Origin of the sequence: Streptomyces sp. NBC_01381 (assembly GCF_026340305.1) — a bacterium.
Classification (GTDB): domain Bacteria; phylum Actinomycetota; class Actinomycetes; order Streptomycetales; family Streptomycetaceae; genus Streptomyces.
Map to the genome: position 1 here is coordinate 1462828 of NZ_JAPEPI010000002.1, position 22832 is coordinate 1485659.

Genomic DNA, 22832 nt, shown 5'->3' on the forward strand with positions numbered 1-22832 from the left:
GCTACGAGAACTACTCCTGCTTCTTGCGGCGCGTGCCGAAGACGATCTCGTCCCAGGACGGCACCGCCGCGCGACGGCCGGGCCGTACGCCGTCGGCCTCCGCCTGACGGTCCGTGGAGCCGACGAGACGGTCGCGGTGGCTGGCCACCGAGCGGGGCATCAGGACGTCCGCGTACGCCGAACCGGCGCCCGCCGACGCAGCCGGGGGCTCCTCGGCCTCCGGCTCCTGCTCGGGCTCCTCCGCCGCCGGCGGGAGCTCCGTCGTCGAGGGTGCGGGGCGCTCCGGCACGACCATGTCGCCGCGGAAGCTGGGCACCGCCTCCAGGAGGCTGGTGAGCGAGTCGCGCTCCGCCTCGGAGACGGATGCCGTCGCGGCGGTGGCTGTGCTCTCCTCGGGCGGCTCCGGCGACGGGCCGGGCACCATCGGGCGCTCCAACTGCCGGTCCAGGGCACGGTCCATGGGGCGGTCGATCGGCCGGTCGAGCGGCCTGTCCCGGGGCAGCCTGGCGATCCGCGGCACGAACGGGAAGCTGGGCTCGGGCGCGGCGATGTCGTCCGTCTCGCCGATCAGCGAGCGGGCCTCGTCGTCGACGGCCTGTACGAGGCGCCGTGGCGGGTCGTACGTCCAGCTCGCGGAGTGCGGTTCGGTCGCCACGCGGTAGACGAGCAGGACCTCCCAGGTGCCGTCGTCGCGGCGCCAGGAGTCCCACTGGACGGTGTCCTTGTCCGCGCCGCGCAGCAGCAGCCGCTCCGAGACGGCCTCGCCGAGCTGGGGTCCGGTGTTCTCGCCGGGACGGCGCACGGGGGTCTTCCGGGCCCGCTCCGCCATGAAGGCGCGCTCCGCGAGCACGGGGCCTTCGAAGCGGCGGACGCGATCGACGGGGATTCCGGCGAGCGAGGCGACTTCCTCCGCGCTGGCACCGGCACGTATCCGTGCCTGGATGTCGCGGGGGCGGAGGTGGCTCTCCACCTCGATCTCGATCTGGCCGAGGCGCGGACGGTCGCCACGCACCGCGGCGCGCAGCCGCTCGTCGATCGGAAGCGTGTACTCCGTGCTGTCCGCAGCCTTCAGCACCAGCCGTGTGCCGTCGTTGCTGACGGCCACGACACGCAGTTCGGGCATCGGGACCTCCCGGGTGGTGCCTGCCGACGTCACGTGCGTCGCTGCTTCCGCTAGTCGAGTGTGGCCTGCCCGGGTGCAGCCTGCCACAACCTTGCCGAGTTGCCCGGCGTGTCGGGCATGGGCCCGGGGTCGCCGTTATGGCACGGTTACCTTTTCGCAACTCTCAGTGACCAATTTGGTCACCCTGTGCAGCGAGCCCCCTCCCGGCGGTCCTGGAAGGCCCCGGGCACCCAGGTGGGAGACCGGACCCAGGGCTCGCAACAGTACTCCATTCGGGCCACGCGGGTGGTCCGCCGCGCCGCCGAACTTCTCACGGGGGACGGGAGTTGGCGCCTCTGGATACCCGGGCGGGGTGCCGCGCGAGTGGCGCACTTCACGGAATCACCAGAAACGGAACTAACGACTTCGCCCATACGTCCCTTTCTCGTGCAGTCAGTCGAGAAAGGTAGGCAAGGTTCACAGATGGGTGAAAAGCCGGAAGCCGACGAGGATGCGAAGGGGAAGCGGCGCCTCGATCTGAGCGTGCCTCAGGTCGCGGGAAGTGCCGTGGCCGCCGTCGTGGCGGCGAAGCTCGCGTCGAGCTTCGGTGTGTACGGAACGATCCTCGGCGCCGGTGTGGTGAGTGCGGTCGCCACCTGTGGGGGCACGGTCTTCCAGCACTTCTTCTCCCGCACGGGCGAGCAGATACGCGACGTCGCGGTGCAGGCCAAGCCGAAGGCGCAGCAGGTCCCGGTGACCGATGCCGCGGGGGCGCCGGTCGCGGACACCTTCAGGGCTTCTGCCTTCACGGGGGCCGTTTCCGGTAAGGGGGTTGCTTCCGCCACGGGGCCGGTCACCACGACGTGGGGAAGAGCGGCCGACGCGGACGCGACCACCGTGCTGCCCGTCGCCGGGGACGCCGACCGCACGACGGTACTGCCCGTGGCGGACGCCGACGCCGAGCGGACCCAGCTCCTAGGCTCGGTCGACGCGACGCAGCTGGTGCCCCGGGACGACGCGACACGGGTGCTGCGTCAGACGGCACCACCCGCCGAGCCGGCCGAACCTCCGCTTCCGCCGGACGAGTTCACCGACGGCACCACCCATCGCACGCAAGTCCGGAGCTGGAAGCGGCCGTTGGTCGCGGCCGCGCTGGTCTTCGGCGTGTCGATGGCGGGGATCACCACGTACGAACTCGTCTCCGGCGAGGACTTCAGCGGGGGGAGCGGCACCACGCTCACCAACAGCGTCACGGGCAACAACACCTCGCCGAAGAAGCCCTCCACGCACTCGACCGATCCCTCTGACCAGCCGTCGGACGGCGCTTCCACGGGTTCGGACGACGGTTCGCAGAAGGGCGACGGCGCCACGCGGGACCCGGACGGCGGCGCCTCGCAGACGCCCGGCAAGGACAGCGGATCGGACTCAGGATCGAAGCCGGACCCGGGCAAGGGCACGGACTCGGGCACCGACTCCGGAGACGACGGTTCGCAGACGGACCCGACGCCCACTCCGACGCCCACCCCGACCCCGACGCCGACCCAGACCGGCGGCAGCGTGGACGGAGGCGACGCACAGCAGCAGGGGGAGACGCCCAATCCGTAGTGGGCGGTTTCAGGCGCCCAGGACGCGACGCAGGTAGTCGTTGCCGAACAGACGGTCCGGATCCAGGCGGTCGCGCACGGCCGTGAACTCCCCGAAGCGCGGATAGGCCTGCGCGAAGTAATCGGCGTCGCGGGTGTGGATCTTGCCCCAGTGCGGGCGGCCCTCATGCGCGGTGAAGATGCGCTCGGCCGCGGTGAAGTACGCCTGGTAGGGCGTGCCCCGGTACATGTGGACGGCGATGTACGCGGTCTCCCGGCCCGAGGCGGTGGAGAGCGCGATGTCGTCGGCGGGCGCCGTGCGGACCTCCACGGGGAAGCTGATCCGCAGCCGGGAGCGTTCGACCATCGTCTTCAGCTCGCGCAGCGTCTCGACGAGGGCCTCGCGCGGAACGGCGTACTCCATCTCCACGAAGCGCACCCGGCGGGGACTTGTGAAGACCTTGTAGGGAATGTCCGTGTATGTACGGGCGGAGAGCGCCTTGCTGGAGATCTTGGCGATGCCGGGGATGGTCGCGGGGACGGCCCTGCCGAGGGAATTGACCACCTGGAAGAGGCCGTTGGAGAGGACTTCGTCCTCGATGAAGGCGCTCACCTTGCCGGGTGGCGCCGCCGGGCCCGCGCTGCGGTTGTTGCGCTTGGTGGTGCAGTTGCCGGTGTGCGGGAACCAGTAGAACTCGAAGTGCTCGTTCTCGGCGAAGAGCGCGTCGAACTCCCTGGTGACCCTGTCGAAGGTCATCGGCTCCTCACGGGCGGTGAGGAAGAAGACGGGCTCTACGGAGAAGGTGATCGCGCTGATCACACCGAGCGCGCCGAGGCCGATCCTGGCCGCCGCGAAGACCTCGGGATTCTCCTTCTCGGAGCAGGTGAGGACCGAGCCGTCCGCCGTGACCAGCTCAAGTGCCGTGATCTGGGCGGAGATCGACGCCGATTCGCGGCCCGTGCCGTGGGTTCCGGTGCTGGTCGCTCCGGAGACCGTCTGCGACATGATGTCGCCCATGTTCGTGAGCGAGAGGCCCTCGCGGGCGAGGGCCTCGTTCAGGCGCTTGAGCGGAGTGCCCGCTTCCACAGTGACGGTGCCGGCCTCGCGGTCGATCTTGCGGATGCCGGTGAGGAGTTCGGGGCGTACGAGGACGCCGTCGGTCGCGGCGGCCGCCGTGAAGGAGTGTCCGGTGCCCACCGGCTTCACCTTGAGGCCGTCCGCCTTGGCCCTGCGCACTTCGGCGGCGAGTTCCTCGACCGACGCGGGGGTGACCTCCCTGGCCGGCCGTGCGCTGACGTTGCCCGCCCAGTTACGCCATGCCGCTGTGCTCTTCCCGCTGCCCGTGCCCGTTCCCGTGCTCATGGGTCCCTCCCCGTTGCGGAACCGGCTTCTTCAGCCGGCGATACCCCAGGAACCCGACCGCCACCGCGACGGCCCCGGAGATCCCGGGAACCCCGTACCCGGCGTCCGAACCGGCGGCGTCGATGACCCAGCCGGCCGCGGACGAGCCGAGCGCGATGCCGACCGCGAGTCCGGTGCTCACCCAGGTCATGCCCTCGGTCAGCTTCGCGCGTGGTACGTGCTGTTCGACGAGGGCCATCGTCGTGATCATGGTCGGCGCGATGGACAGGCCCGCGATGAACAACGCCACGGCCAGAAACGGAAGGTTCCCGACCAGTTGAAGCGGGATCATACTCACGGCCATCGCGCAGACACCCAGCAGCCACCTCGGGGCGGGAGCCCCCTTGAAGTGCATGAGCCCGAAGGCCGCTCCGGCCACGCAGGAGCCGAGGGCGTAGACCGCAAGCACGAGGCTGGCCGCCGCCTTGTGGCCCTGGTCCTCGGCGTACGCGACGGTCACCACGTCGATCGACCCGAAGATCGCCCCCGTCGCCACGAAGGTCGCGACCAGGACCTGCAGCCCTCCGGAGCGCAGCGCCGAGCCCTTGGTGTGATGCTCCCGCGGATGCGGCACCGGCTCGGTGGCCCGCTGGGCGGTCAGCCAGAAGACGCCGACGGCGAGGAAGACCCCGGCGAGCAGCGGCCCGGCCTCGGGGAACCACACCGTGGAGAGGCCGATCGAGATGATCGGCCCGAAGATGAAGCAGACCTCGTCCACCACGGACTCGAAGGAGTACGCGGTGTGCAGCTGCGGGGTGTCCCGGTAGATGGCCGCCCAGCGGGCCCTGATCATCGAGCCCACGCTCGGCACGCAGCCGACGAGGGCGGCGAAGACGAAGAGCGTCCAGTCCGGGAACTCGAACTTCGCGGCCAGCAGCAGCCCGGCGACCGCGGCCAGGGACACCAGGGTCGCGGGCCGAAGCACCCGGCGCTGACCGTGCCGGTCGACGAGGCGGGAGATCTGCGGGCCGATCGCCGCGGCGGACAGCGCGACGGTCGCCGAGAGTGCGCCCGCGAGGCCGTACCGCCCGGTGAGCTGCGACACCATCGTCACGATGCCGATGCCCATCATCGACAGCGGCATCCGCCCGAGGAAGCCCGCCGTGGAGAACCCCTTGGTGCCGGGGGCGGCGAAGATGGCGCGGTAGGGGCTTGGCACGTGGACTCCGCTGAGGCGACGGGGCGGCTCCTGTGCGGGAGGGCTCCGGTAAGGCGTAAAGGTGGCCGATACAGCTTACGGCTGCGGCGGGTCCGGCCGCACGGTGTTTTTCCGGTCGGCGGAGGCCGTTTTCCGGCTGTCGGTGACGGGTGGCAGGATCGGAGACATGTCCGATGCGCTGGATCCCACTCCCTACGACGCCCTGCTGCTGCTCTCGTTCGGCGGCCCCGAAGGCCCGGACGACGTCGTCCCGTTCCTGGAGAACGTGACGCGGGGCCGCGGCATCCCCAAGGAGCGGCTCAAGGAGGTGGGGCAGCACTACTTCCTGTTCGGCGGGGTCAGCCCGATCAACGACCAGAACCGCGCCCTGCTCGACGCCCTGCGCAAGGACTTCGTGGAGCACGGCCTCGACCTGCCGGTCTACTGGGGCAACCGCAACTGGGCGCCGTACCTGACCGACACCCTGCGCGAGCTGGTCCAGGACGGCCACCGCCGGGTGCTGGTCCTGGCGACCAGCGCGTACGCCTCGTACTCGGGCTGCCGGCAGTACCGCGAGAACCTGGCGGAGTCCCTCGCCGTCCTTGAGGCCGAGGGCCTTGAGCTGCCGCGCGTCGACAAGCTGCGGCACTACTTCAACCACCCCGGCTTCGTCCGCCCCATGATCGACGGCGTCCTGAAGTCCCTGGCCGAGCTCCCCGACGACGTCCGTGAGGGCGCGCACCTCGCGTTCACGACGCACTCCATCCCGACCGCGGCCGCCGACAGCTCGGGGCGCGTCGAGGACCACGGGGACGGCGGTGCGTACGTCAAGGAGCATCTCGACGTGGCCAGGGTCATCGCCGACGCGGTGCGCGACGAGACGGGCGTCGAGCACCCCTGGCAGCTCGTCTACCAGTCGCGCAGCGGCGCCCCGCACATCCCGTGGCTGGAGCCCGACATCTGCGACCACCTGGAGGAGCGGCACGCCGCCGGGGCGCCCGCCGTGGTGATGGTCCCGATCGGCTTCGTCTCGGACCACATGGAGGTCCTGTACGACCTCGACACCGAGGCCGACGCGAAGGCCGCCGAGCTGGGCCTGCCGGTCCGCCGCTCGGCCACCGTGGGGGCCGACCCGCGGTTCGCCGGGGCGATCAGGGAGCTCGTCCTTGAGCGGGCCGCGGCGGAGAGCGGCAAGGCCGTCACCCCCTGCGCGCTGGGATCCCTCGGCGCGAGCCACAACCTCTGCCCGGTCGGCTGCTGCCCGGCGCGCGCCCCGAAGCCCGCGGCCGCGGGCGCCGACAGCACGTACGCGTAAGGACCTTGACGTGACCGACCTGAAAACAGAACTCCTCGGCGTCGCCCTGGAGGCCGCGCACCGCGCCGGAGCCTTCCTGCGCGACGGCCGCCCGGACGACCTGGGCGTCGCCGCCACCAAGTCCAGCGCGGTCGACGTCGTCACCGAGATGGACATCGCATCCGAGAAGCTGATCACCGACTTCTTCGCCGAGCGCAGGCCGGACGACGGCGTGCTCGGCGAGGAGGGCGCGAGCTCCGAGGGCAGCAGCGGCGTCCAGTGGGTGATCGACCCGATCGACGGCACCGTCAACTACCTGTACGGGCGCCCCGACTGGTCGGTGTCCATCGCGGCCCGCAAGGACGGCGAGACGCTCGTCGGCGTCGTGTACGCGCCGATGCGCGGCGAGACCTACCGGGCGGTCCTCGGGGAGGGCGCCTTCGTCAACGACAAGCCCGCACACACCCGCCCGGCACCTCCGTTCGGACAGGCCCTGGTCGGCACCGGATTCGGCTACGTCGCCGAGCGCCGCGCCCACCAGGCCGAGGTGGCCCGCCAGCTCATCCCGCTGGTCAGGGACATCCGCCGGGGCGGCTCGGCCGCGATCGACCTGTGCGACGTGGCGATGGGCCGCCTGGACGCGTACTACGAGCGCGGCCTCAACCCCTGGGACCTCGCGGCCGGTGACCTCATCGCCCGGGAAGCAGGCGCGCTGACCGGTGGACGCCCCGGAGAGGTCCCCTCGGGCGAGCTGACGATCGCCGCCCCGCCCGGCCTCTTCGAGGACCTCCAGGCCCGCCTGGAGCAGCTCGGCGCCTGGCACGACTGACGCGCGGAGCGACCGACACAGACGGAAGGGCCCCGGCATCTCGTCCACAGATGCCGGGGCCCTTCCGCGTTCGTGGCTGGATCAGGCGCGCAACGCGCCGACCTCCACGCCGTGCTCGGCGGCCAGCCGGTGGAGGTCCTCCAGCTCGGCCTGCTCGACCTCGGCAAGGAAGTCGTCGCCCGTCTCACGGGCCTTCGTGAGGTCGGACTCCGTGGCCTTTATGCGCTGCAGGAGTCCTGCGGTGAATGCGTCCATGGTTGCGCCCCCTCGGCTGGGTCGTGGGTCGATGGCACGGGGGTGTGCCCTCAGAAGGGGCGATCACGTCTCTCGCCGCGCTGGGACAGCAGTTCGTGGCGTGCCACATACAAAGCGTGATCGCGGGTGTGAGGTCGTCCTCCCCGGGCTCCCTTCCACGGAAACCTAACCGGCGGAGAAAATCCCGCATTCCCGGGCCGACAGACCGCCTTACAGCCGGTTTATGACCGAAAGGGGCAGGATAGAGGCCACACCCCACGAACAGACTCACGAACAGACCTGCCCGAAGGGGCACAGAGGAAGGACAGCGCCGTGCGCGTACTCGTCGTCGAGGACGAGCAGCTGCTCGCCGATGCGGTGGCCACCGGACTGCGCCGGGAGGCCATGGCCGTCGACGTCGTGTACGACGGAGCGGCTGCCCTGGAGCGCATCGGGGTCAATGACTACGACGTCGTGGTGCTCGACCGGGACCTCCCGCTCGTGCACGGCGACGACGTCTGCCGCAAGATCGTCGAGCTCGGCATGCCGACCCGCGTCCTGATGCTCACCGCGTCGGGCGACGTCAGCGACCGTGTCGAGGGCCTGGAGATCGGCGCCGACGACTATCTCCCCAAGCCCTTCGCGTTCAGCGAGCTCACGGCACGCGTGCGTGCCCTCGGCCGGCGTACGAGCGTGCCGCTGCCGCCCGTCCTGGAGCGCGCCGGCATCAAGCTCGACCCCAACCGCCGCGAGATCTTCCGGGACGGCAAGGAGATCCAGCTTGCGCCCAAGGAGTTCGCGGTCCTCGAAGTGCTGCTGCGCAGCGAGGGAGCGGTCGTCTCCGCCGAGCAGCTCCTGGAGAAGGCCTGGGACGAGAACACGGACCCGTTCACGAACGTGGTCCGGGTGACCGTCATGACGCTGCGCCGGAAGCTCGGCGAGCCCGCCGTCATCGTGACGGTGCCCGGCTCCGGTTACCGGATCTGATCCCCGGTGGCCGCGACCCCGGCGCCACCGGCAGCGCCCCCGAAACCCGCCTGGGACCCCAGGAAGGTCGAGGTGCCCTTCCCGTGGCTGCGTCCCACGATCCGCATAAGGCTCACGCTCCTGTACGGCGGCATGTTCCTCATCGCGGGCATCCTGCTGCTTTCGATCATCTATCTGCTCGCCGCGCAGGCGCTCAACGTGGGCAGTGACCTGCCGTTCGCCATCGAGGGCGGGTCCACGGTGAGCAGCAAGACCTGCCACAACCTGCCGACCGGGTCCCGGATTCCCGCGGACGAGCTCAACTCCGCGCTGAACGAGTGCGTCAACCAGATGCGCCAGAGCGCCCTGGACAACCTCCTGAGCCGTTCACTGCTCGCCCTGCTCGGCCTCGCCGTGATCGCCTTCGCCTTCGGGTACGCGATGGCGGGCCGCGTCCTGTCGCCGCTCGGCCGCATCACGCGCACCGCGCGCCGCGTGGCAGGCACGGACCTGTCCCGGCGCATCGAACTGGACGGTCCCGACGACGAGTTGAAGGAGCTCTCGGACACCTTCGACGAGATGCTGGACCGCCTGGAGCGGGCCTTCACCGCCCAGCAGCGGTTCGTCGGCAACGCCTCGCACGAGCTGCGCACACCGCTGGCGATCAACCGCACGCTCCTGGAGGTGCAGCTCTCCGACCCGGCGGCGCCGCCGGAGCTCCATCAGCTCGGCAAGACGCTGCTCGCCACCAACGAGCGCAGCGAGCAGCTCGTGGAGGGCCTGCTGCTGCTCGCCCGCAGCGACAACCAGATCGTGGAGCGCAAGCCGGTGGACCTCGCCGAGGTCGCCAACCGCGCCGTCGACCAGGTGCGGTCGGAGGCCGACGCCAAGGGCGTGGAGATCCGCGGGGAGCGGGGCCTGGCCATCGTGCAGGGCAACGGCGTCCTCCTGGAGCGGATCGCCCTGAACCTCGTACAGAACGCCGTCAGGTACAACGTGAAGGAGGACGGCTGGGTCGAGGTCACCACGGAGGCCCAGCACGGTCAGGCGGTCCTGGTGGTGTCCAACACCGGACCCGTCGTCCCGGCGTACGAGATCGACAACCTCTTCGAGCCGTTCCGGCGGCTGCGGACGGAGCGCACGGGCAGCGACAAGGGCGTCGGACTCGGCCTGTCGATCGCCCGGTCGGTGGCGCGGGCCCACGGGGGCCGTATCATCGCGGAGCCGCGCGAGGGGGGTGGGCTCGTGATGCGAGTCACCCTGCCCCTCTGAGATGCTGCCGCGGACGCGCCGCGATGTTCGCTTTGCGCTGAATTTTCGGGACCTGATCCTGGAGATTTCATGTGTGATCGATCACAGGGGCGAATTTTCGGCCATCTACTCTCCGTGATCGTGAAAGTCGTTGGAAAGCCGGGAAAATCCGGGTTTTCGGGGGTCTTGATCACGGGAAGTACACGGGGTGGCGCCTGTGAAGTGCAACATTCGGACCGTGTACGGTCCCGATCGCCATCCAAACCGATCGCCTCTTCAGGGGTGCGGTTGGGTGTCGATTGAGTAACAGACCTTGATGTGAGGCAAAATCTCCGCCTCAGGTCGGGCACAAGTCCGGCCTCTCACGCGTTACGTGCGCTGAGACACCGCAGACACCCAGAGGGGGAGAGCGACATGGCAACGGACTACGACACCCCACGTAAGACCGACGATGACGTCAATGAGGACAGCATCGAGGAGCTGAAGGCTCGGCGTAACGACAAGTCGACCTCGGCGGTCGACGTCGACGAGTTCGAGGCCGCAGAGGGCCTTGAGCTGCCCGGCGCGGACCTTTCCAACGAGGAGCTCGCCGTTCGGGTGCTCCCGAAGCAGCAGGACGAGTTCACCTGCATGAGCTGCTTCCTGGTGCACCACCGCAGCCAGCTGGCCAGGGAGAAGAACGGCCAGCCGATCTGCCGCGACTGCGACTAGGGCAGGGTCGGCCGTGACCGGCTCGACCCCGCCCAGGAAGCGCCGCTTCCGCAAGCGCGGGGCGGACGAAGGAATCGCCGTCTTCGACGGCGTACGTGACGACGAGCGGGGCTCTTCCCCCACAGGAACGGCCTCGCTCGAACCGACGAACGCCATCGAGGTGGCACACGACGAGGCGGCGGCCGACAAGGCGTCCAGGACCAGGACCGATACGTCCAAGGGCCGCCGCGTTGCCGCCGTCACCGGCGGAGTCATGGCGGGCGTGCGCAAGAGCGGGCGCGGCGCCAAGGCCGGCATCGGCTATCTCGCCGACCGGATCATGGAGAACGCCCCGCGGATCCCGATCCGCGATCTGGGCACCCTCCGCAAGCAGTTCCCGGGCCTTGGCCCCGAGCAGCTCGCGGACAAACTCATCGCCGGCGCGGCCAACGCGACCTCCACGGTCGGGGCCGGAGTCGGCGCTGCGGCGATGCTGCCCATGCCGCCCGCGATGCCCGCGGAGCTGGCCGCCGAGATCACCGGCGTGGCGGCCATCGAGCTCAAGCTCGTCGCCGAACTCCACGAGGTCTACGGCTTGCGCCCGCCGGGGAACCTGAAACAGCGCAGCACCGCCTACCTCACCGCGTGGACCGAGGAGCGTGGCATCGACGTCGCGAAGCCCGCGTCGATCAACGCGGCCCTCGGCGGTCAGATGAAGCGCGAACTGCGCCAGCAGATCATGAAGCGCATGGTGCGGAACCTGCCGAACCTGATGCCTTTCATGGTGGGCGCCGCGGTCGGGGCGGTCATGAACCGCCGTGACACCAAGAAGCTGGCTGAGCGGGTCCGTGCGGACCTGCGGAAGTCGCAGGTGCCCTGGGACGCCCTGCCCGAGCTGCCGCCCCTGGAGAGGCCGGAGAGGCCTTTGGACCCCCTGCACCCGGACGGGCTGCCCAAGGAGCTGGGGTACTGACGCGTGAGGCCCCCGCGAGGGCCTCAGGCCGCCCCTACGAAGCCCGTTACGAAGTCCGTACGGCCGTCAGCGCCGCCGCAAGACCCTCGGGGTCCCTCGTCGACACGTACACGTACGGGGTCGGGTCCTGCGGGTCCGTGATCTCCACGCGCAGCGCCGTCGGGATGTAGGCGCGCAGCAGCATGAAGGCGCGCGGGTCGGCCTTCTGGCCGCGCCAGGCGCGCGCCTCTTCCGGGTCGAGCACCTGGGGCTCGCCCAGGGCGGACACCGGGATCTTCGCGTCGCCGACGACCAGGGAGTCGGCCATCACGCGGATGCGGGGAGAGCCGTACGAACTGGTCACGACCGCGGCGACCGCCGTCCCTGCAACCAGGCCGCCGAGCAGCGGCAGGGTGCCGAAGGGGAGCATGATCAGGGCCATCGCGATGCCGACCAGGAGCGAGACAAGCCACCAGGAACGGGGAGCCGTCAGGCGTTCTTCGTAAGGCTGCATGTTCCCCAGCTTGGCACGATGAGCTGAGTCACTGGACTCGCGGGTAAGGTCTGCGGCTGTGAGTGGTACTTCAGCAGCTCTGACGCCCCCGGCCGACGCCATAGCGCCCGTCCGTCACCCCGACGCGCCCGCCCCCGGTGAGCTCATCGGAGCCCATTACGAACACTGTTTCGGCTGCGGCGAAGGGCAGGCCCACGGGCTGCACCTGGCGGCACGTGCCGGTGAAGGCGTCCGCGTCACCGCCGAGTTCACGGTCCGGCAGGCACACCAGGGCGCGCCGGGCCTCGCCCACGGCGGCGTCCTCGCCACCGCGCTCGACGAGACGCTCGGCTCGCTGAACTGGCTGCTCCGGGTGATCGCGGTGACCGGACGGCTTGAGACCGACTTCGTACGGCCCGTTCCGGTGGACACGGTGCTCTTCCTTGAGGCCGAGGTGACCGCCGTCGCCGGCCGGAAGATCTACTCCACGGCCACCGGACGGATCGGCGGCCCCGACGGGCCCGTGGCCGTCCGCGCCGACGCACTCTTCATCGAGGTCAAGGTCGACCACTTCATCGAGAACGGCCGCCCGGAGGAGATCCGGGCCGCCATGGAAGACCCCGACCAGATCCGCCGCGTACGCGCCTTCGAGGTGAACCCGTGACCCCCGCACCCCGCCCGGAGCTCGACGTCCTGATCCGTCGCGTCGACTCCGAAGTGCCGCTGCCCGCGTACGCGCAGCCCGGTGACGCCGGGGCGGATCTACGGACCACCGAGGCGTGCGAACTCGCCCCGGGTGAGCGGGTGGTGCTGCCCACCGGGGTGTCCATCGCGCTCCCCGAGGGGTACGCGGCCTTCGTGCACCCGCGTTCCGGCCTCGCCGCCCGCTGCGGTGTCGCTCTGGTGAATGCCCCAGGGACGGTGGATGCCGGGTACCGTGGAGAGATCAAGGTGATCGTGGTGAATCTCGACCCGCGCGAGCGTGTGCGGTTCGAGCGCTTCGACCGGATTGCCCAACTGGTCGTCCAGCAGGTCGAGAAGGTGCGCTTCCGGGAGGTGGCACAGCTTCCCGACTCGGCGCGGGCCGAGGGGGGCTTCGGGTCCACCGGCGGCCATGCCGCCGTGGGCGCCGGCTCGGGTGAAAAAACGGGTGGGAATCGATACGCATCGGTCGTATCTGACCGGGAAGGACAGTGACGTGTTCGGACGTCGCAAGAAGGACAGTGCCGCCGAGGACGCGGCGGGCGAGGCCGAGCAGGTCGTCGACAGCGGCGACGCAGCGGAACCGCAGTCCGAGCGTGTGAGGCTCGAGCCCGAGCCGCGGCCCGACGGACCCTGGGACGCCTCCGAGGTCCGTGAGCCCGGCGAGGGCAGGGTGGACCTGGGCGGCCTCTTCGTACCGGGTGTCGAGGGCATGGAGCTGCGGGTGGAGGTCGCGGGTGACGCGATCGTCGCGGCGACCGTCGTGCTCCAGGACAGCGCCATCCAGCTGCAGGGCTTCGCCGCCCCCAAGAAGCAGGGCATCTGGGGCGAGGTCCGCGAGGAGATCGCTTCGGGCATCACCCAGCAGGGCGGCGTGATCGACGAGGTCGAGGGCCCCCTCGGCTGGGAGCTGCGCGCGCAGGTCCCGGTGCAGCTGCCGGACGGCACGGGCGGGGTGCAGGTCGTGCGCTTCATCGGTGTCGACGGCCCGCGGTGGTTCCTGCGCGGAGTCATCTCCGGCCAGGGTGCGGTGCAGCCGCAGGCGGCCGGGCTGCTCGAGCAGATCTTCCGGGACACGGTCGTGGTGCGCGGTGAGGGCCCGATGGCTCCCCGTGACCCGATCGTCCTGAAGCTGCCGGACGACGCGCAGATGGTCGCCGAGGGAACCGTTCAGCAGGAGCAGCAGGAGGGCTCGCGGTTCTCGGGCGGCATGGGCCAGCTCGCGCGCGGTCCTGAGATCACCGAGGTGCGCTGAGGCGCTCCGAGGGGCGCAGAGATGCGCCGGTCATGAGTTGCGAGCCGATGGGCCGCACCCCTTCACGGGGGTGCGGCCCATCGGCGTTTTCGCAGGCGGGAGGGGCGTGGCGGAGGAAGCCGTAAGAGAGTCGTCAATGGAGTGCCAAGGGCCGTAAGGGAGGCGTCAACGGCGGTCGAATCCGGCCAGGGAGGGGGTTTGCTCAAGAGGTCAGGAAACCCGAATCTCTCCTAGGAGCACACGATGGCCGACGTGGCCTTCGTCGTCACCACGATCGCGGTGTTCGCGCTGGTGGCCTCTGTCGCCAAGGGGGTGGCGAAGCTGTGACTGCCGAGAACATCGTCGGTCTTGTCGTGGCCGTCGCTCTGCTGGGCTATCTCGTTCTCGCTCTTGTGTTCCCGGAGAGGTTCTGAGTACGGATATGAGCCCTGTTCTTTCCGGTGTGCTCCAGCTGCTCGCGCTGATAGTGGCGCTGGGCCTTGCATACCGTCCGCTCGGCGATTACATGGCCAAGGTCTACGGCTCGAAGAAGCATCTTCGTGGCGAGAAGTGGATCTACAAGGCCATCGGCGCCAATCCCGACACCGAGATGCGCTGGCCGGCGTATCTGCGCGGAGTGCTCGCCTTCTCCGCGGTCGGCGTGCTCTTCCTCTATCTGCTGCAGCGGCTGCAAGGTTCGCTACCTGGATCGCTGGGCTTCAAGTCGATCGATCCGGACCAGGCATTCAACACCGCCGCCTCTTTCGTGGCGAACACCAACTGGCAGTCGTACTCAGGCGAACAGGCCATGGGCCACGTCGTGCAGACCGGTGGTCTGGCGGTGCAGAACTTCGTGTCGGCCGCCGTGGGCATTGCGGTCGCCGTCGCGCTGGTGCGGGGCTTCGCCCGTTCCCGTACGGGGGAGTTGGGCAACTTCTGGGCCGACCTGGTGCGTGGTGTCGTACGCATTCTGATCCCGATCGCGGTGATCGGCGCGATCGTGCTGGTGGCCTGTGGCGCGATCCAGAACTTCTCCGGCATTCATGAGGTCGGGCAGTTCACGGGCGGCAGCCAGGAGTGGAACGGCGGGGTGGTGGCCTCGCAGGAGGTCATCAAGGAGCTGGGCACCAACGGTGGCGGTTACTTCAACGCCAACTCGGCCCATCCCTTTGAGAATCCCAACGCCTTCTCGAACCTCTTCGAGGTGTTCTTGATCCTGGTGATCCCCTTCGCGTTGACGCGGACCTTCGGCAAGATGGTCGGCAGTGTGAAGCAGGGATACGCGATTCTCGCCACGATGGCGACAATCTGGATCGGCTTCACCGCGTTGATGATGTGGACCGAATTCCACCACGGCGGCCCGGCGTTCGATGTCGCGGGCGGGGCCCTGGAGGGCAAGGAGACGCGGTTCGGGATCGGTGGTTCGGCGATCTTCTCGGTGGCCACGACGCTGACCTCGACGGGCGCGGTCAACTCCTTCCACTCGTCGAACACAGGTTTCGGTGGCGGACTGGATCTGCTGGGCATGCAGTTGGGCGAGATCGCGCCCGGTGGTACGGGTTCTGGTCTCTACGGCATGCTGATCATGGCGATCATCGCGGTGTTCATCGCGGGTCTGATGGTCGGTCGTACGCCGGAGTACCTGGGCAAGAAGATCGGCACCCGTGAGATCAAGCTGGCGGCCTGCTACATCCTGATCACGCCCGCTCTGGTGCTCGGGTTCACGGCGGTGTCGATGGCGCTGCCGACGCCGAAGGACTCGATGCTGAATTCCGGGGCGCATGGTTTCTCGGAGATTCTGTACGCGTTCACGTCCGGGGCGAACAACAACGGTTCGGCCTTCGCGGGGCTGAGCGCGGACACCAACTGGTTCAACACCACGATCGGGCTTGCGATGCTGCTCGGCCGGTTCCTGCCGATGGTGTTCGTGCTCGCGCTTGCGGGTTCGCTGGCCGAGCAGAAGCCGGTTCCGGAGACGGCGGGCACGCTGCGTACCGAAAAGCCGCTGTTCACCGGGTTGTTGGTCGGCACCATCATGATCATCACCGGTCTGACCTACTTCCCCGCACTGGCCCTTGGGCCATTGGCCGAGGGGCTCGCGTCATGACCACCGACATAGAGAAGCAAGAGGAGCCCGGCTCCATGTCCACCGCTACTCCCACCCGTGCACCGCACCAGGACCTGCCCGGCGGGCACAAGGACGGTGGCGGCCGGGTCGGCGGGGGTCTGTTCGACCCCAAGCAGCTGCTGAAGTCCTTCCCGGACGCGATGAAGAAGCTCGACCCGCGGGTGATGGTCAAGTCGCCCGTCATGTTCGTCGTCCTGATCGGCTCGGTGATCACCACCGTGCTCGCGGTCAAGGACCCGGGCGACTGGTTCGGCTGGGCGATCGCGGTGTGGCTCTGGCTGACCACGATCTTCGCCAACCTGGCGGAGGCGGTGGCCGAGGGCCGCGGCAAGGCGCAGGCCGACACCTTGCGCAAGGCCAAGACCGACACCGTCGCGCGCCGCCTCAACGGCAGCACCGAAGAGTCGGTGCCGGGCACGGAGCTGCGCATCGGCGATCTGGTGGTCTGCGAGGCGGGCGATGTGATCCCCGGCGACGGTGACGTCGTCGAGGGAGTCGCGAGCGTCGACGAGTCGGCGATCACCGGTGAATCGGCCCCGGTCATCCGGGAGTCGGGCGGTGACCGGTCCGCCGTCACGGGCGGCACGAAGGTGCTCTCGGACCGCATCGTCATCAAGATCACGACGAAGCCCGGCGAGACGTTCATCGACCGCATGATCAACCTGGTCGAGGGCGCCGCCCGGCAGAAGACGCCCAACGAGATCGCGCTGAACATCCTTCTCGCGTCCCTCACGATCGTCTTCCTGCTCGCCGTCGTGACGCTCCAGCCGTTCGCCGTGTACGCCGGTGCCGAGCAGTCCATGATCGTGCTGGCCGCGCTCCTGGTGTGCCTCATTCCGACGACAATCGGTGCGCTGCTCTCGGCGATCGGCATCGCCGGCATGGACCGTCTGGTCCAGCGCAATGTCCTTGCCATGTCCGGCAGGGCGGTCGAGGCCGCCGGTGACGTCTCGACGCTGCTCCTGGACAAGACCGGCACCATCACGCTGGGCAACCGGCAGGCGTCCGAGTTCGTGCCGGTGCGCGGCACCACGGCCGCCGAGCTCGCGGACGCCGCCCAGCTCTCGTCGCTGGCCGACGAGACGCCCGAGGGCCGCTCCATCGTCGTACTGGCGAAGGAGAAGTACGGGCTTCGCGAGCGGCACCAGGGTGAGTTGGAGGGGGCCGAGTGGGTCGCCTTCACCGCGCAGACCCGGATGTCCGGTGTGGACCTCGTCGAGAACGGGGCCGGGCGCAAGGTCCGCAAGGGCGCGACCGGTTCGGTCGTCGCCTGGGTCACCGAGAACGGCGGCACCGTCTCCGACGACGCCCAGGAGCTGACCGACACGATCTCGCAGGCCGGTGGCACGCCACTCCTTGTCGCCGCCAAGGACGAGAAGGGGGCGCGGGTCCTCGGTGTCATCCACCTGAAGGATGTCGTCAAGGAGGGCATGCGGGAGCGGTTCGACGAGCTGCGGCGCATGGGCATCAAGACGGTCATGATCACGGGTGACAACCCGCTGACCGCCAAGGCGATCGCGGACGAGGCGGGCGTGGACGACTTCCTCGCCGAAGCCACGCCCGAGGACAAGATGGCGCTGATCAAGCGCGAGCAGGCCGGTGGCAAGCTCGTCGCGATGACCGGTGACGGCACCAATGACGCGCCCGCGCTCGCGCAGGCCGATGTGGGTGTGGCGATGAACACCGGGACCTCGGCCGCCAAGGAGGCCGGGAACATGGTGGACCTGGACTCCAACCCCACCAAGCTGATCGAGATCGTGGAGATCGGCAAGCAACTGCTGATCACCCGGGGTGCGTTGACGACGTTCTCGATCGCCAACGACGTCGCGAAGTACTTCGCGATCATCCCGGCCATGTTCGCCGTGGTCTATCCGGGCCTGGACAAGCTCAACATCATGAACCTGTCCTCTCCGGAGTCGGCCATCCTGTCGGCCGTCATCTTCAACGCGCTAATCATCATCGCCCTTGTGCCGCTGGCCCTGAAGGGCGTGCAGTACCGGCCGATGAGCGCGGACAAGATGCTGCGGCGCAACCTCGGCATCTATGGGCTCGGCGGTCTCATCGCCCCGTTCATCGGCATCAAGATCATCGACCTCGTCATCTCCCTCATCCCCGGGCTGTAATTTCTTGAAAGCGTGTTGATCACCATGAACAACTCGGTAGGAAACACCGGCCGGTTGCTGTGGGCGGGCCTGCGGGCCCTGCTCGTCCTGACCGTGATCTGCGGCGTCATCTACCCGCTCGCCGTCACCGGGATCGCCCAGGCCCTGTTCAACGACAAGGCCAACGGCTCGGAGATCAAGAGCGAGGGCAAGGTCGTCGGCTCCGAACTCATCGGCCAGCGTTACGACTTGCCCCTGAAGAAGGGCCAGGAGACGGCCGAGCCGGACCTCAAGTGGTTCCAGCCGCGGCCCTCCAACGGCCTGGGCGAGAACAGCGTCAACACGCAGTACCAGTTGATCCTGTCCGGCGCCACCAATCTCGCCGGTGACAACAAGGACCTGATCAAGCAGGTGAAGGACGCGCAGGCGGCCGTCGTCAAGGACAACTCCACGGCCGACTTCAAGGTCAAGCCATCGGATGTGCCGGCCGAGGCGGTCACCTCGTCCGGCTCGGGTCTGGACCCGCACATCTCCCCGGACTACGCCGATCTTCAGGTGCACCGCATCGCGGAGAAGAACCACCTGGGCGTCGCGCAGGTCCAGAAGCTGGTCGACGAGCATGTCGACGGGCGGATCCTCGGCTTCATGGGCGAGCCGCGCGTCAATGTTCTCCAGCTCAACGTCGCGCTCAAGGAGCTTGTCGCTGACAAGAACTGACGTCGGCTCAACTCCTGACGTCAGCTCAACTCCTGACGTCGACTCAATTCCCGTGTGGCTCGCGGCGATCCGGTCTGTCCGGACCGTTGCGAGCCACATTTGCGTACGTCCATACTGTGCCGGTCACGCGGGGGGAGACCGGTGCGGTGAGTGGACGGCGCGTGCCCGCGGCGGTGCGGAGCGGCCGGTATCACGGGATGGTGCTCGGGGCCGCCGGTCTTGCCGTCCTCCTTGCTGCCACGGTGCTCGCCGCGCTCGCCGCGTTGACCGAGAAGGCGGTCGAGGGCGGGGTGCGGCAGCGGCTCGCCGCGGACCGGGAGGCCGTCGTCGAGGTGGCCGGGCGCTACCGGTCCGATCATGTGCGGCAGTGGGACGCGGACGTGCGGGCCGCGGTCGGGCGCACCTATGGCGACGTACCTCATCGGACCCGTCTAGCGCTGCGGGCGCCCGCGGCGCGCAACGACGAGCTCGCCGTGACCGAGGCCGCGGGGCGCCGCCGCGAGGACGCCACGGTGTCCGTGGTCGCGCTGGAAGGGGCGCGGCGCCATGCCGACCTGGTGGCGGGACGGTGGCCGCGCGGCGGCTCTGCGGGCTCCTCGGGCTCTGCGGGCTCCTCTGGCTCCTCAGGTTCCTCAGCTTCCTCTGGCTCCTCAGGTTCCGGCCCCGAGGTCATGGAGACCGTCCTGACCAAGGCGTTTGCGGCGGAACTCGCGGTGCGGACCGGTGACGAGCTGCGCGTGAGCGGCGCCGGTGGGCGGCCGGTGCGGATGCGGGTGGTCGGGCTCTACGCGACCGAGGGGCACGGGCCCGCGCTGTGGGCCGGCCTGAGCAGCACGTTCGGGACGGCCGACTCCATCGCCCTTGTGCCGCGCGGTGTGTTCACGGCGCGGCCGGCGCTCGCGAAGGACGCAGCGGCGCTGTGGCTCGGCGTGCCCGATGTGCGGGGGCTGCGGCTCGGTGACATCGACCCCTTGGGGGAGCGCGCCCGGAAGTTCGGCGGCAGCGATGCCTCCCTGTCGGTGCTGCGGGGGAAGGGGCCCGCGGGCGATCTGACCGTGTCGGCGGGGCTGCGCAGGGCCGTGGACCGGCTGACGACGCCCATCGCCGTGGCCCGCGCCGGTCTTTACGTCCCGGCCACGCTCCTTGCCGCCCTCGCGGTCGCGGCCCTCGTGCTCACCGGGCGCCAGCTCTCCGAACACCGGCGCCCGGAGCTGGCGTTGCTCGCCGCAAGGGGTGCGGGGACGCGGCGGCTCGTGGTGTCGGCCGGAGTGCAGTGGGCGGCGATCGCCCTGCCGATGGGGGTCGCCGCGCCCTTCCTCGCCGGGCCGCTGCTGCGGCTGCTCGCAGGGGCCGGGCTGCTGGACGGTGACGTACCGGACACGGCCGCGATCACCGCCGGATGGGTGGCCGCCGGGCTCGCCGTCCTGGTGCACGGGGCCGCGGTGCTGCTGCCCACGGCGCGGGCGGTGCGGGACCGGCGGGCGGTGAGCCGGCTCCGGCTGCGGGTGGGGAGGTTCGCGGGGGCGCAGCGGGTCGGGGCCGATGGGGCGCTGGCGGCGGTAGCGGTCCTCGGGTGGCTGCAGCTGCGGCAGTACCGCTCACCGGTGACCGGCGGCAGCGTCGACCCGGTGCTCGTCTTCGCGCCCGTGGTGATGACCACCGCGGCCGCGCTCCTTGTGCTGCGGCTGCTGCCCCTGCTCACGCGGGCCATCGACCCGCTGGCCCGGCGCGGCAAGGGACTTGTGCTGCCGCTCGGCGGGTGGCAGATCGGGCGGCGGGCTGCCCGGCACGCGGGGCCCGCCCTGGTGGTGACGCTGGCCCTGGCCGTCGCGGGGCTGAGCAGCACCGCCTTGGCCATTCTCGACCGGGGGGACCAGGACCAGGCCGCCTTCCAGGTGGGCGCCGACCTGCGGATCGAGCCGGGCGAGGGCGTGCCGTCCGGGGAGCGGCGCGTGACGTACGGCGCGCTGCCCGGGGTCACCGCGGTCACTCCCGTGGTGACCACGGAGGGCTATGCGGGGCAGGACGCGGTGGCCGTCACGGGGATCAACACCGGGCGTGGTCCGGTGCCTTCGCTGCGGGGCGATCTCGCGGACCGGCCCCTGCGGGAGCTTGTCGCGCCGCTGGGGAAGGGGATTCCGTCGCATGGGCTTCCGGTTGCCCGTTCCGAGGGCCGGCTCCCGCTCCGGGTGGGGCTTTCGGCCGATGGGCCGGGTCGCGCCGTGCCCGTGCGGCTCACCGTCTTCTTCGAGGACGACGACGGTCTGGTCCACTCAAGTGCCGCTCTTCTTAAAGAAGGTGGCTCCAGGACGCTTCCCTTGAAGGTGCCGGTACGCAGTGGCGGCGTACGGATCTTGCAGATCGACCTGAGCATGGTGGGCGAGACGGTGCGGCGCACCTACCGGCTCCGCGTCGACCGGGTGCCCGGTCTCACCCGGGCGGCTCGCTGGCACGACCTGCGTGCGGACGCGCCCGACCGGTACGGGGCGGGGTGTCCCGGGGCCGAGAAGCCGCGCGGGGTGGTGGGCGAGGCGCCGGGCCCGGTCCTTTGCGCGGACCGGGCCGGCGAGGGGGCTGGCGTGCTGCTCGACGCGGTGCTCCGGGGGCCCGATACGCGGCTCAAGTACCCGACGCGGAGCGTCCGCCTCGGCACCGACAGCGCCAAAGGGCGCCCTGCCGCGCCAGCGCTCGCCGATCGTGCGCTGCTCGACTCGGGGGCGGTGCGGGTCGGGGACACGGTGACGGTGCGGCGGAGCACGGGTGGCGATGCGCGGCTGAAGATCGTCGGGCGGATCGCGGCGGTGCCGGGCCTCGCGCGTGACCGGCCCCGACTGCTCGCCGACTCGCGGGCCATGGCCGCCCAGTTGGTGCTGAGCGGGGCGCTGCCGGGGTCGGAGAGCATGTGGTGGGCGGGGGCGGAGCGGGGTCACGCCACTGCCGCGTGGGAGGCGGTGCGGGACGAGCCGCGCCTCGGCACGGCCGTGGACGTGCCCCACGCGCGCGTGGAGCTCGCCGAGGACCCCTTGCGGCGTGGGGCGCGGGCGGGGCTCGTGCTGTGCCTGGCGCTGGCACCGGCGTTCGCCGTCATCGCCTTCACCCTGCACACGGTGCTCTCGGCACGGGCCAGAGGACGGGAGTTCGCGTTGCTGAGGGCCTTGGGCGTACGTCGGGGCCAGCTCGCCGCATACCTCTGGACGGAGCAGCTGACGCTGGCCGGCGCGGCAGCGATCCTGGGCACGGCTCTCGGAGCGGGCCTAGCCGCGCTGATCATGCCGGTGGTGACGGTGGACGCGGAGGGCGCCCCGGTCTTCCCCGGCCTGCTCACGGAGGTTCCGTGGGGCCGGGTCGGCCTGGCGGCGGCGGGCGTGACGGCGGTGATCTGCGCGGTGGTGAGCGGGGCGGCACGGGTGGTGGCACGGGTGGATCTGGGGCGGGTGCTGCGGGCGGGGGAGGACGTGTGAAGGACGGCTGGGGTGGGGGAGTTGGGGCTGTTCGGGTGTCTCGCGGGGGTTGTGGCTGTGCTCGGCGGGGGCGTGTGCGGGGTGGCCCGGGTGGTGGCGCGGGTGATTTGGGCTGGGTGTTGCGGGCGCGGGAGGACGTGTGAAGGGCCGGGGGTGCGGGGAGTTGGGGCAGAAGCGCTGGCGGGCGCGGACTGGGCGTGGTGGCGTGTGAAGTGGCTGGTGCGGGGGGAGTTCGCGCTGCTCGGATGTCTTGCGGTGCTTGTGGCTGTGCCCGGTGGGGTCGTTGTGGCCGGGCCGGGGGTGCTTGAGCGGTTGTCCGGGGGTGTCGGGGGCCTGTTGGCGTCGCGCGGGTGGTGCCGACGGGTGCGGGCTTGGCGTGGTGGCATATGAAGCGGCTGGTGCAGGGGGAGCTGATGCTGTTCGGGCGTCTCGCGGTGGTTGTGGCCGTGCTCGTCGGGGTTGTGGTGGCCGGGCGCGGGATGTTTGAGGGGGCGTCCGGAGGTGCGTTCGTGTCGCGTCGGCGGTGTCGGTGGGCGCCAGCTCTGCGTGGTGGC

20 protein-coding genes are annotated in these 22832 nt (G+C 70.2%); 15 read left to right on the forward strand and 5 right to left on the reverse strand.

Going from position 1 to position 22832, the window contains the following annotated elements:
* Positions 1 to 10 precede the first annotated feature (10 nt).
* Complete coding sequence (gene sepH / locus OG453_RS28285; protein ID WP_266871343.1) at positions 11 to 1123, reverse strand: septation protein SepH; 1113 nt, start codon at positions 1121 to 1123, stop codon at positions 11 to 13.
* A 462-nt stretch (positions 1124 to 1585) separates the two neighbouring features.
* Between sepH and OG453_RS28290 the strand changes: the two genes are divergently transcribed.
* Positions 1586 to 2707 (forward strand): hypothetical protein, encoded by a 1122-nt coding sequence (locus tag OG453_RS28290; protein WP_266871344.1) that lies wholly within the window; start codon positions 1586 to 1588, stop codon positions 2705 to 2707.
* A 9-nt stretch (positions 2708 to 2716) separates the two neighbouring features.
* Here OG453_RS28290 and OG453_RS28295 read toward each other — a convergent pair whose 3' ends face one another.
* Both OG453_RS28295 and OG453_RS28300 read right to left on the reverse strand, forming a co-directional pair.
* Positions 2717 to 4048 (reverse strand): D-arabinono-1,4-lactone oxidase, encoded by a 1332-nt coding sequence (locus tag OG453_RS28295; protein WP_266871345.1) that lies wholly within the window; start codon positions 4046 to 4048, stop codon positions 2717 to 2719.
* A complete protein-coding gene (locus OG453_RS28300) occupies positions 3996 to 5246 on the reverse strand; it encodes an MFS transporter (RefSeq protein WP_266871347.1) in 1251 nt (416 codons plus the stop codon). The genes OG453_RS28295 and OG453_RS28300 overlap by 53 nt, the downstream gene beginning before the upstream one ends.
* Positions 5247 to 5412: 166 nt before the next feature.
* Here OG453_RS28300 and OG453_RS28305 point away from each other — a divergent pair, with 166 nt between their 5' ends.
* Both OG453_RS28305 and OG453_RS28310 read left to right on the forward strand, forming a co-directional pair.
* Complete coding sequence (locus OG453_RS28305; protein WP_266871348.1) at positions 5413 to 6540, forward strand: ferrochelatase; 1128 nt, start codon at positions 5413 to 5415, stop codon at positions 6538 to 6540.
* Positions 6541 to 6550: 10 nt separating this feature from the next.
* Positions 6551 to 7348: an inositol monophosphatase family protein gene (locus OG453_RS28310; RefSeq protein WP_266871349.1), complete on the forward strand. Its 798-nt coding sequence runs from the start codon at positions 6551 to 6553 to the stop codon at positions 7346 to 7348.
* Between the two features lie 81 nt (positions 7349 to 7429).
* Here the strand turns inward: OG453_RS28310 and OG453_RS28315 are convergent, their stop codons facing one another.
* Entirely contained in the window at positions 7430 to 7603 is a 174-nt protein-coding gene (locus tag OG453_RS28315) for a hypothetical protein (protein ID WP_167828776.1), read from the reverse strand.
* 312 nt (positions 7604 to 7915) lie between these two features.
* Here OG453_RS28315 and OG453_RS28320 point away from each other — a divergent pair, with 312 nt between their 5' ends.
* The 4 genes from OG453_RS28320 (at position 7916) to OG453_RS28335 (ending at position 11462) form a co-directional block, all read left to right on the forward strand.
* Complete coding sequence (locus tag OG453_RS28320; protein ID WP_135331070.1) at positions 7916 to 8569, forward strand: response regulator transcription factor; 654 nt, start codon at positions 7916 to 7918, stop codon at positions 8567 to 8569.
* Between the two features lie 6 nt (positions 8570 to 8575).
* Positions 8576 to 9820 (forward strand): HAMP domain-containing sensor histidine kinase, encoded by a 1245-nt coding sequence (locus tag OG453_RS28325; RefSeq protein WP_266871350.1) that lies wholly within the window; start codon positions 8576 to 8578, stop codon positions 9818 to 9820.
* Between the two features lie 393 nt (positions 9821 to 10213).
* Positions 10214 to 10510, forward strand: a complete 297-nt coding sequence (locus OG453_RS28330; protein WP_055544889.1) for a DUF4193 domain-containing protein — start codon at positions 10214 to 10216, stop codon at positions 10508 to 10510.
* Between the two features lie 13 nt (positions 10511 to 10523).
* Positions 10524 to 11462: a hypothetical protein gene (locus tag OG453_RS28335; protein ID WP_266871352.1), complete on the forward strand. Its 939-nt coding sequence runs from the start codon at positions 10524 to 10526 to the stop codon at positions 11460 to 11462.
* 46 nt (positions 11463 to 11508) lie between these two features.
* Here the strand turns inward: OG453_RS28335 and OG453_RS28340 are convergent, their stop codons facing one another.
* Complete coding sequence (locus OG453_RS28340; RefSeq protein WP_266871353.1) at positions 11509 to 11955, reverse strand: DUF3093 domain-containing protein; 447 nt, start codon at positions 11953 to 11955, stop codon at positions 11509 to 11511.
* Positions 11956 to 12013: 58 nt separating this feature from the next.
* On the opposite strand from OG453_RS28340, the gene OG453_RS28345 reads away from it, so the two are divergent.
* The 8 genes from OG453_RS28345 (at position 12014) to OG453_RS28380 (ending at position 22278) form a co-directional block, all read left to right on the forward strand.
* A complete protein-coding gene (locus OG453_RS28345) occupies positions 12014 to 12598 on the forward strand; it encodes a PaaI family thioesterase (protein ID WP_266871354.1) in 585 nt (194 codons plus the stop codon).
* Positions 12595 to 13131, forward strand: coding sequence for a dUTP diphosphatase (gene dut, locus OG453_RS28350; protein ID WP_266871355.1), 537 nt, complete (start codon positions 12595 to 12597; stop codon positions 13129 to 13131). Before OG453_RS28345 ends, dut begins: the two co-directional genes overlap by 4 nt.
* Position 13132: 1 nt before the next feature.
* Entirely contained in the window at positions 13133 to 13891 is a 759-nt protein-coding gene (locus tag OG453_RS28355; RefSeq protein ID WP_266871356.1) for a DUF3710 domain-containing protein, read from the forward strand.
* Between the two features lie 323 nt (positions 13892 to 14214).
* Positions 14215 to 14304, forward strand: coding sequence for a K(+)-transporting ATPase subunit F (kdpF, locus tag OG453_RS28360; RefSeq protein ID WP_033264828.1), 90 nt, complete (start codon positions 14215 to 14217; stop codon positions 14302 to 14304).
* Between the two features lie 8 nt (positions 14305 to 14312).
* Positions 14313 to 15977 (forward strand): potassium-transporting ATPase subunit KdpA, encoded by a 1665-nt coding sequence (kdpA, locus tag OG453_RS28365; protein WP_266871357.1) that lies wholly within the window; start codon positions 14313 to 14315, stop codon positions 15975 to 15977.
* Positions 15974 to 18121, forward strand: coding sequence for a potassium-transporting ATPase subunit KdpB (gene kdpB, locus OG453_RS28370; RefSeq protein ID WP_266871358.1), 2148 nt, complete (start codon positions 15974 to 15976; stop codon positions 18119 to 18121). The genes kdpA and kdpB overlap by 4 nt, the downstream gene beginning before the upstream one ends.
* A 24-nt stretch (positions 18122 to 18145) precedes the next feature.
* Positions 18146 to 18817, forward strand: coding sequence for a potassium-transporting ATPase subunit C (locus OG453_RS28375; RefSeq protein WP_266873159.1), 672 nt, complete (start codon positions 18146 to 18148; stop codon positions 18815 to 18817).
* Positions 18818 to 18963: 146 nt separating this feature from the next.
* The gene (locus tag OG453_RS28380; protein ID WP_266871360.1) at positions 18964 to 22278 is read left to right on the forward strand and encodes an ABC transporter permease; all 3315 of its coding nucleotides are present in this window, start codon (positions 18964 to 18966) and stop codon (positions 22276 to 22278) included.
* Positions 22279 to 22832 lie beyond the last annotated feature (554 nt).

Bases quoted from the DNA above. Each gene is read 5' to 3' on its own strand.
- OG453_RS28315 (WP_167828776.1), bottom strand. From the start codon at position 7,603: ATGGACGCATTCACCGCAGGACTCCTGCAGCGCATAAAGGCCACGGAG.
- OG453_RS28305 (WP_266871348.1), top strand. From the start codon at position 5,413: ATGTCCGATGCGCTGGATCCCACTCCCTACGACGCCCTGCTGCTGCTC.
- kdpB (WP_266871358.1), top strand. From the start codon at position 15,974: ATGACCACCGACATAGAGAAGCAAGAGGAGCCCGGCTCCATGTCCACC.
- OG453_RS28340 (WP_266871353.1), bottom strand. From the start codon at position 11,955: ATGCAGCCTTACGAAGAACGCCTGACGGCTCCCCGTTCCTGGTGGCTT.
- kdpA (WP_266871357.1), top strand. From the start codon at position 14,313: ATGAGCCCTGTTCTTTCCGGTGTGCTCCAGCTGCTCGCGCTGATAGTG.
- OG453_RS28330 (WP_055544889.1), top strand. From the start codon at position 10,214: ATGGCAACGGACTACGACACCCCACGTAAGACCGACGATGACGTCAAT.
- OG453_RS28295 (WP_266871345.1), bottom strand. From the start codon at position 4,048: ATGAGCACGGGAACGGGCACGGGCAGCGGGAAGAGCACAGCGGCATGG.
- OG453_RS28375 (WP_266873159.1), top strand. From the start codon at position 18,146: ATGAACAACTCGGTAGGAAACACCGGCCGGTTGCTGTGGGCGGGCCTG.
- OG453_RS28290 (WP_266871344.1), top strand. From the start codon at position 1,586: ATGGGTGAAAAGCCGGAAGCCGACGAGGATGCGAAGGGGAAGCGGCGC.
- sepH (WP_266871343.1), bottom strand. From the start codon at position 1,123: ATGCCCGAACTGCGTGTCGTGGCCGTCAGCAACGACGGCACACGGCTG.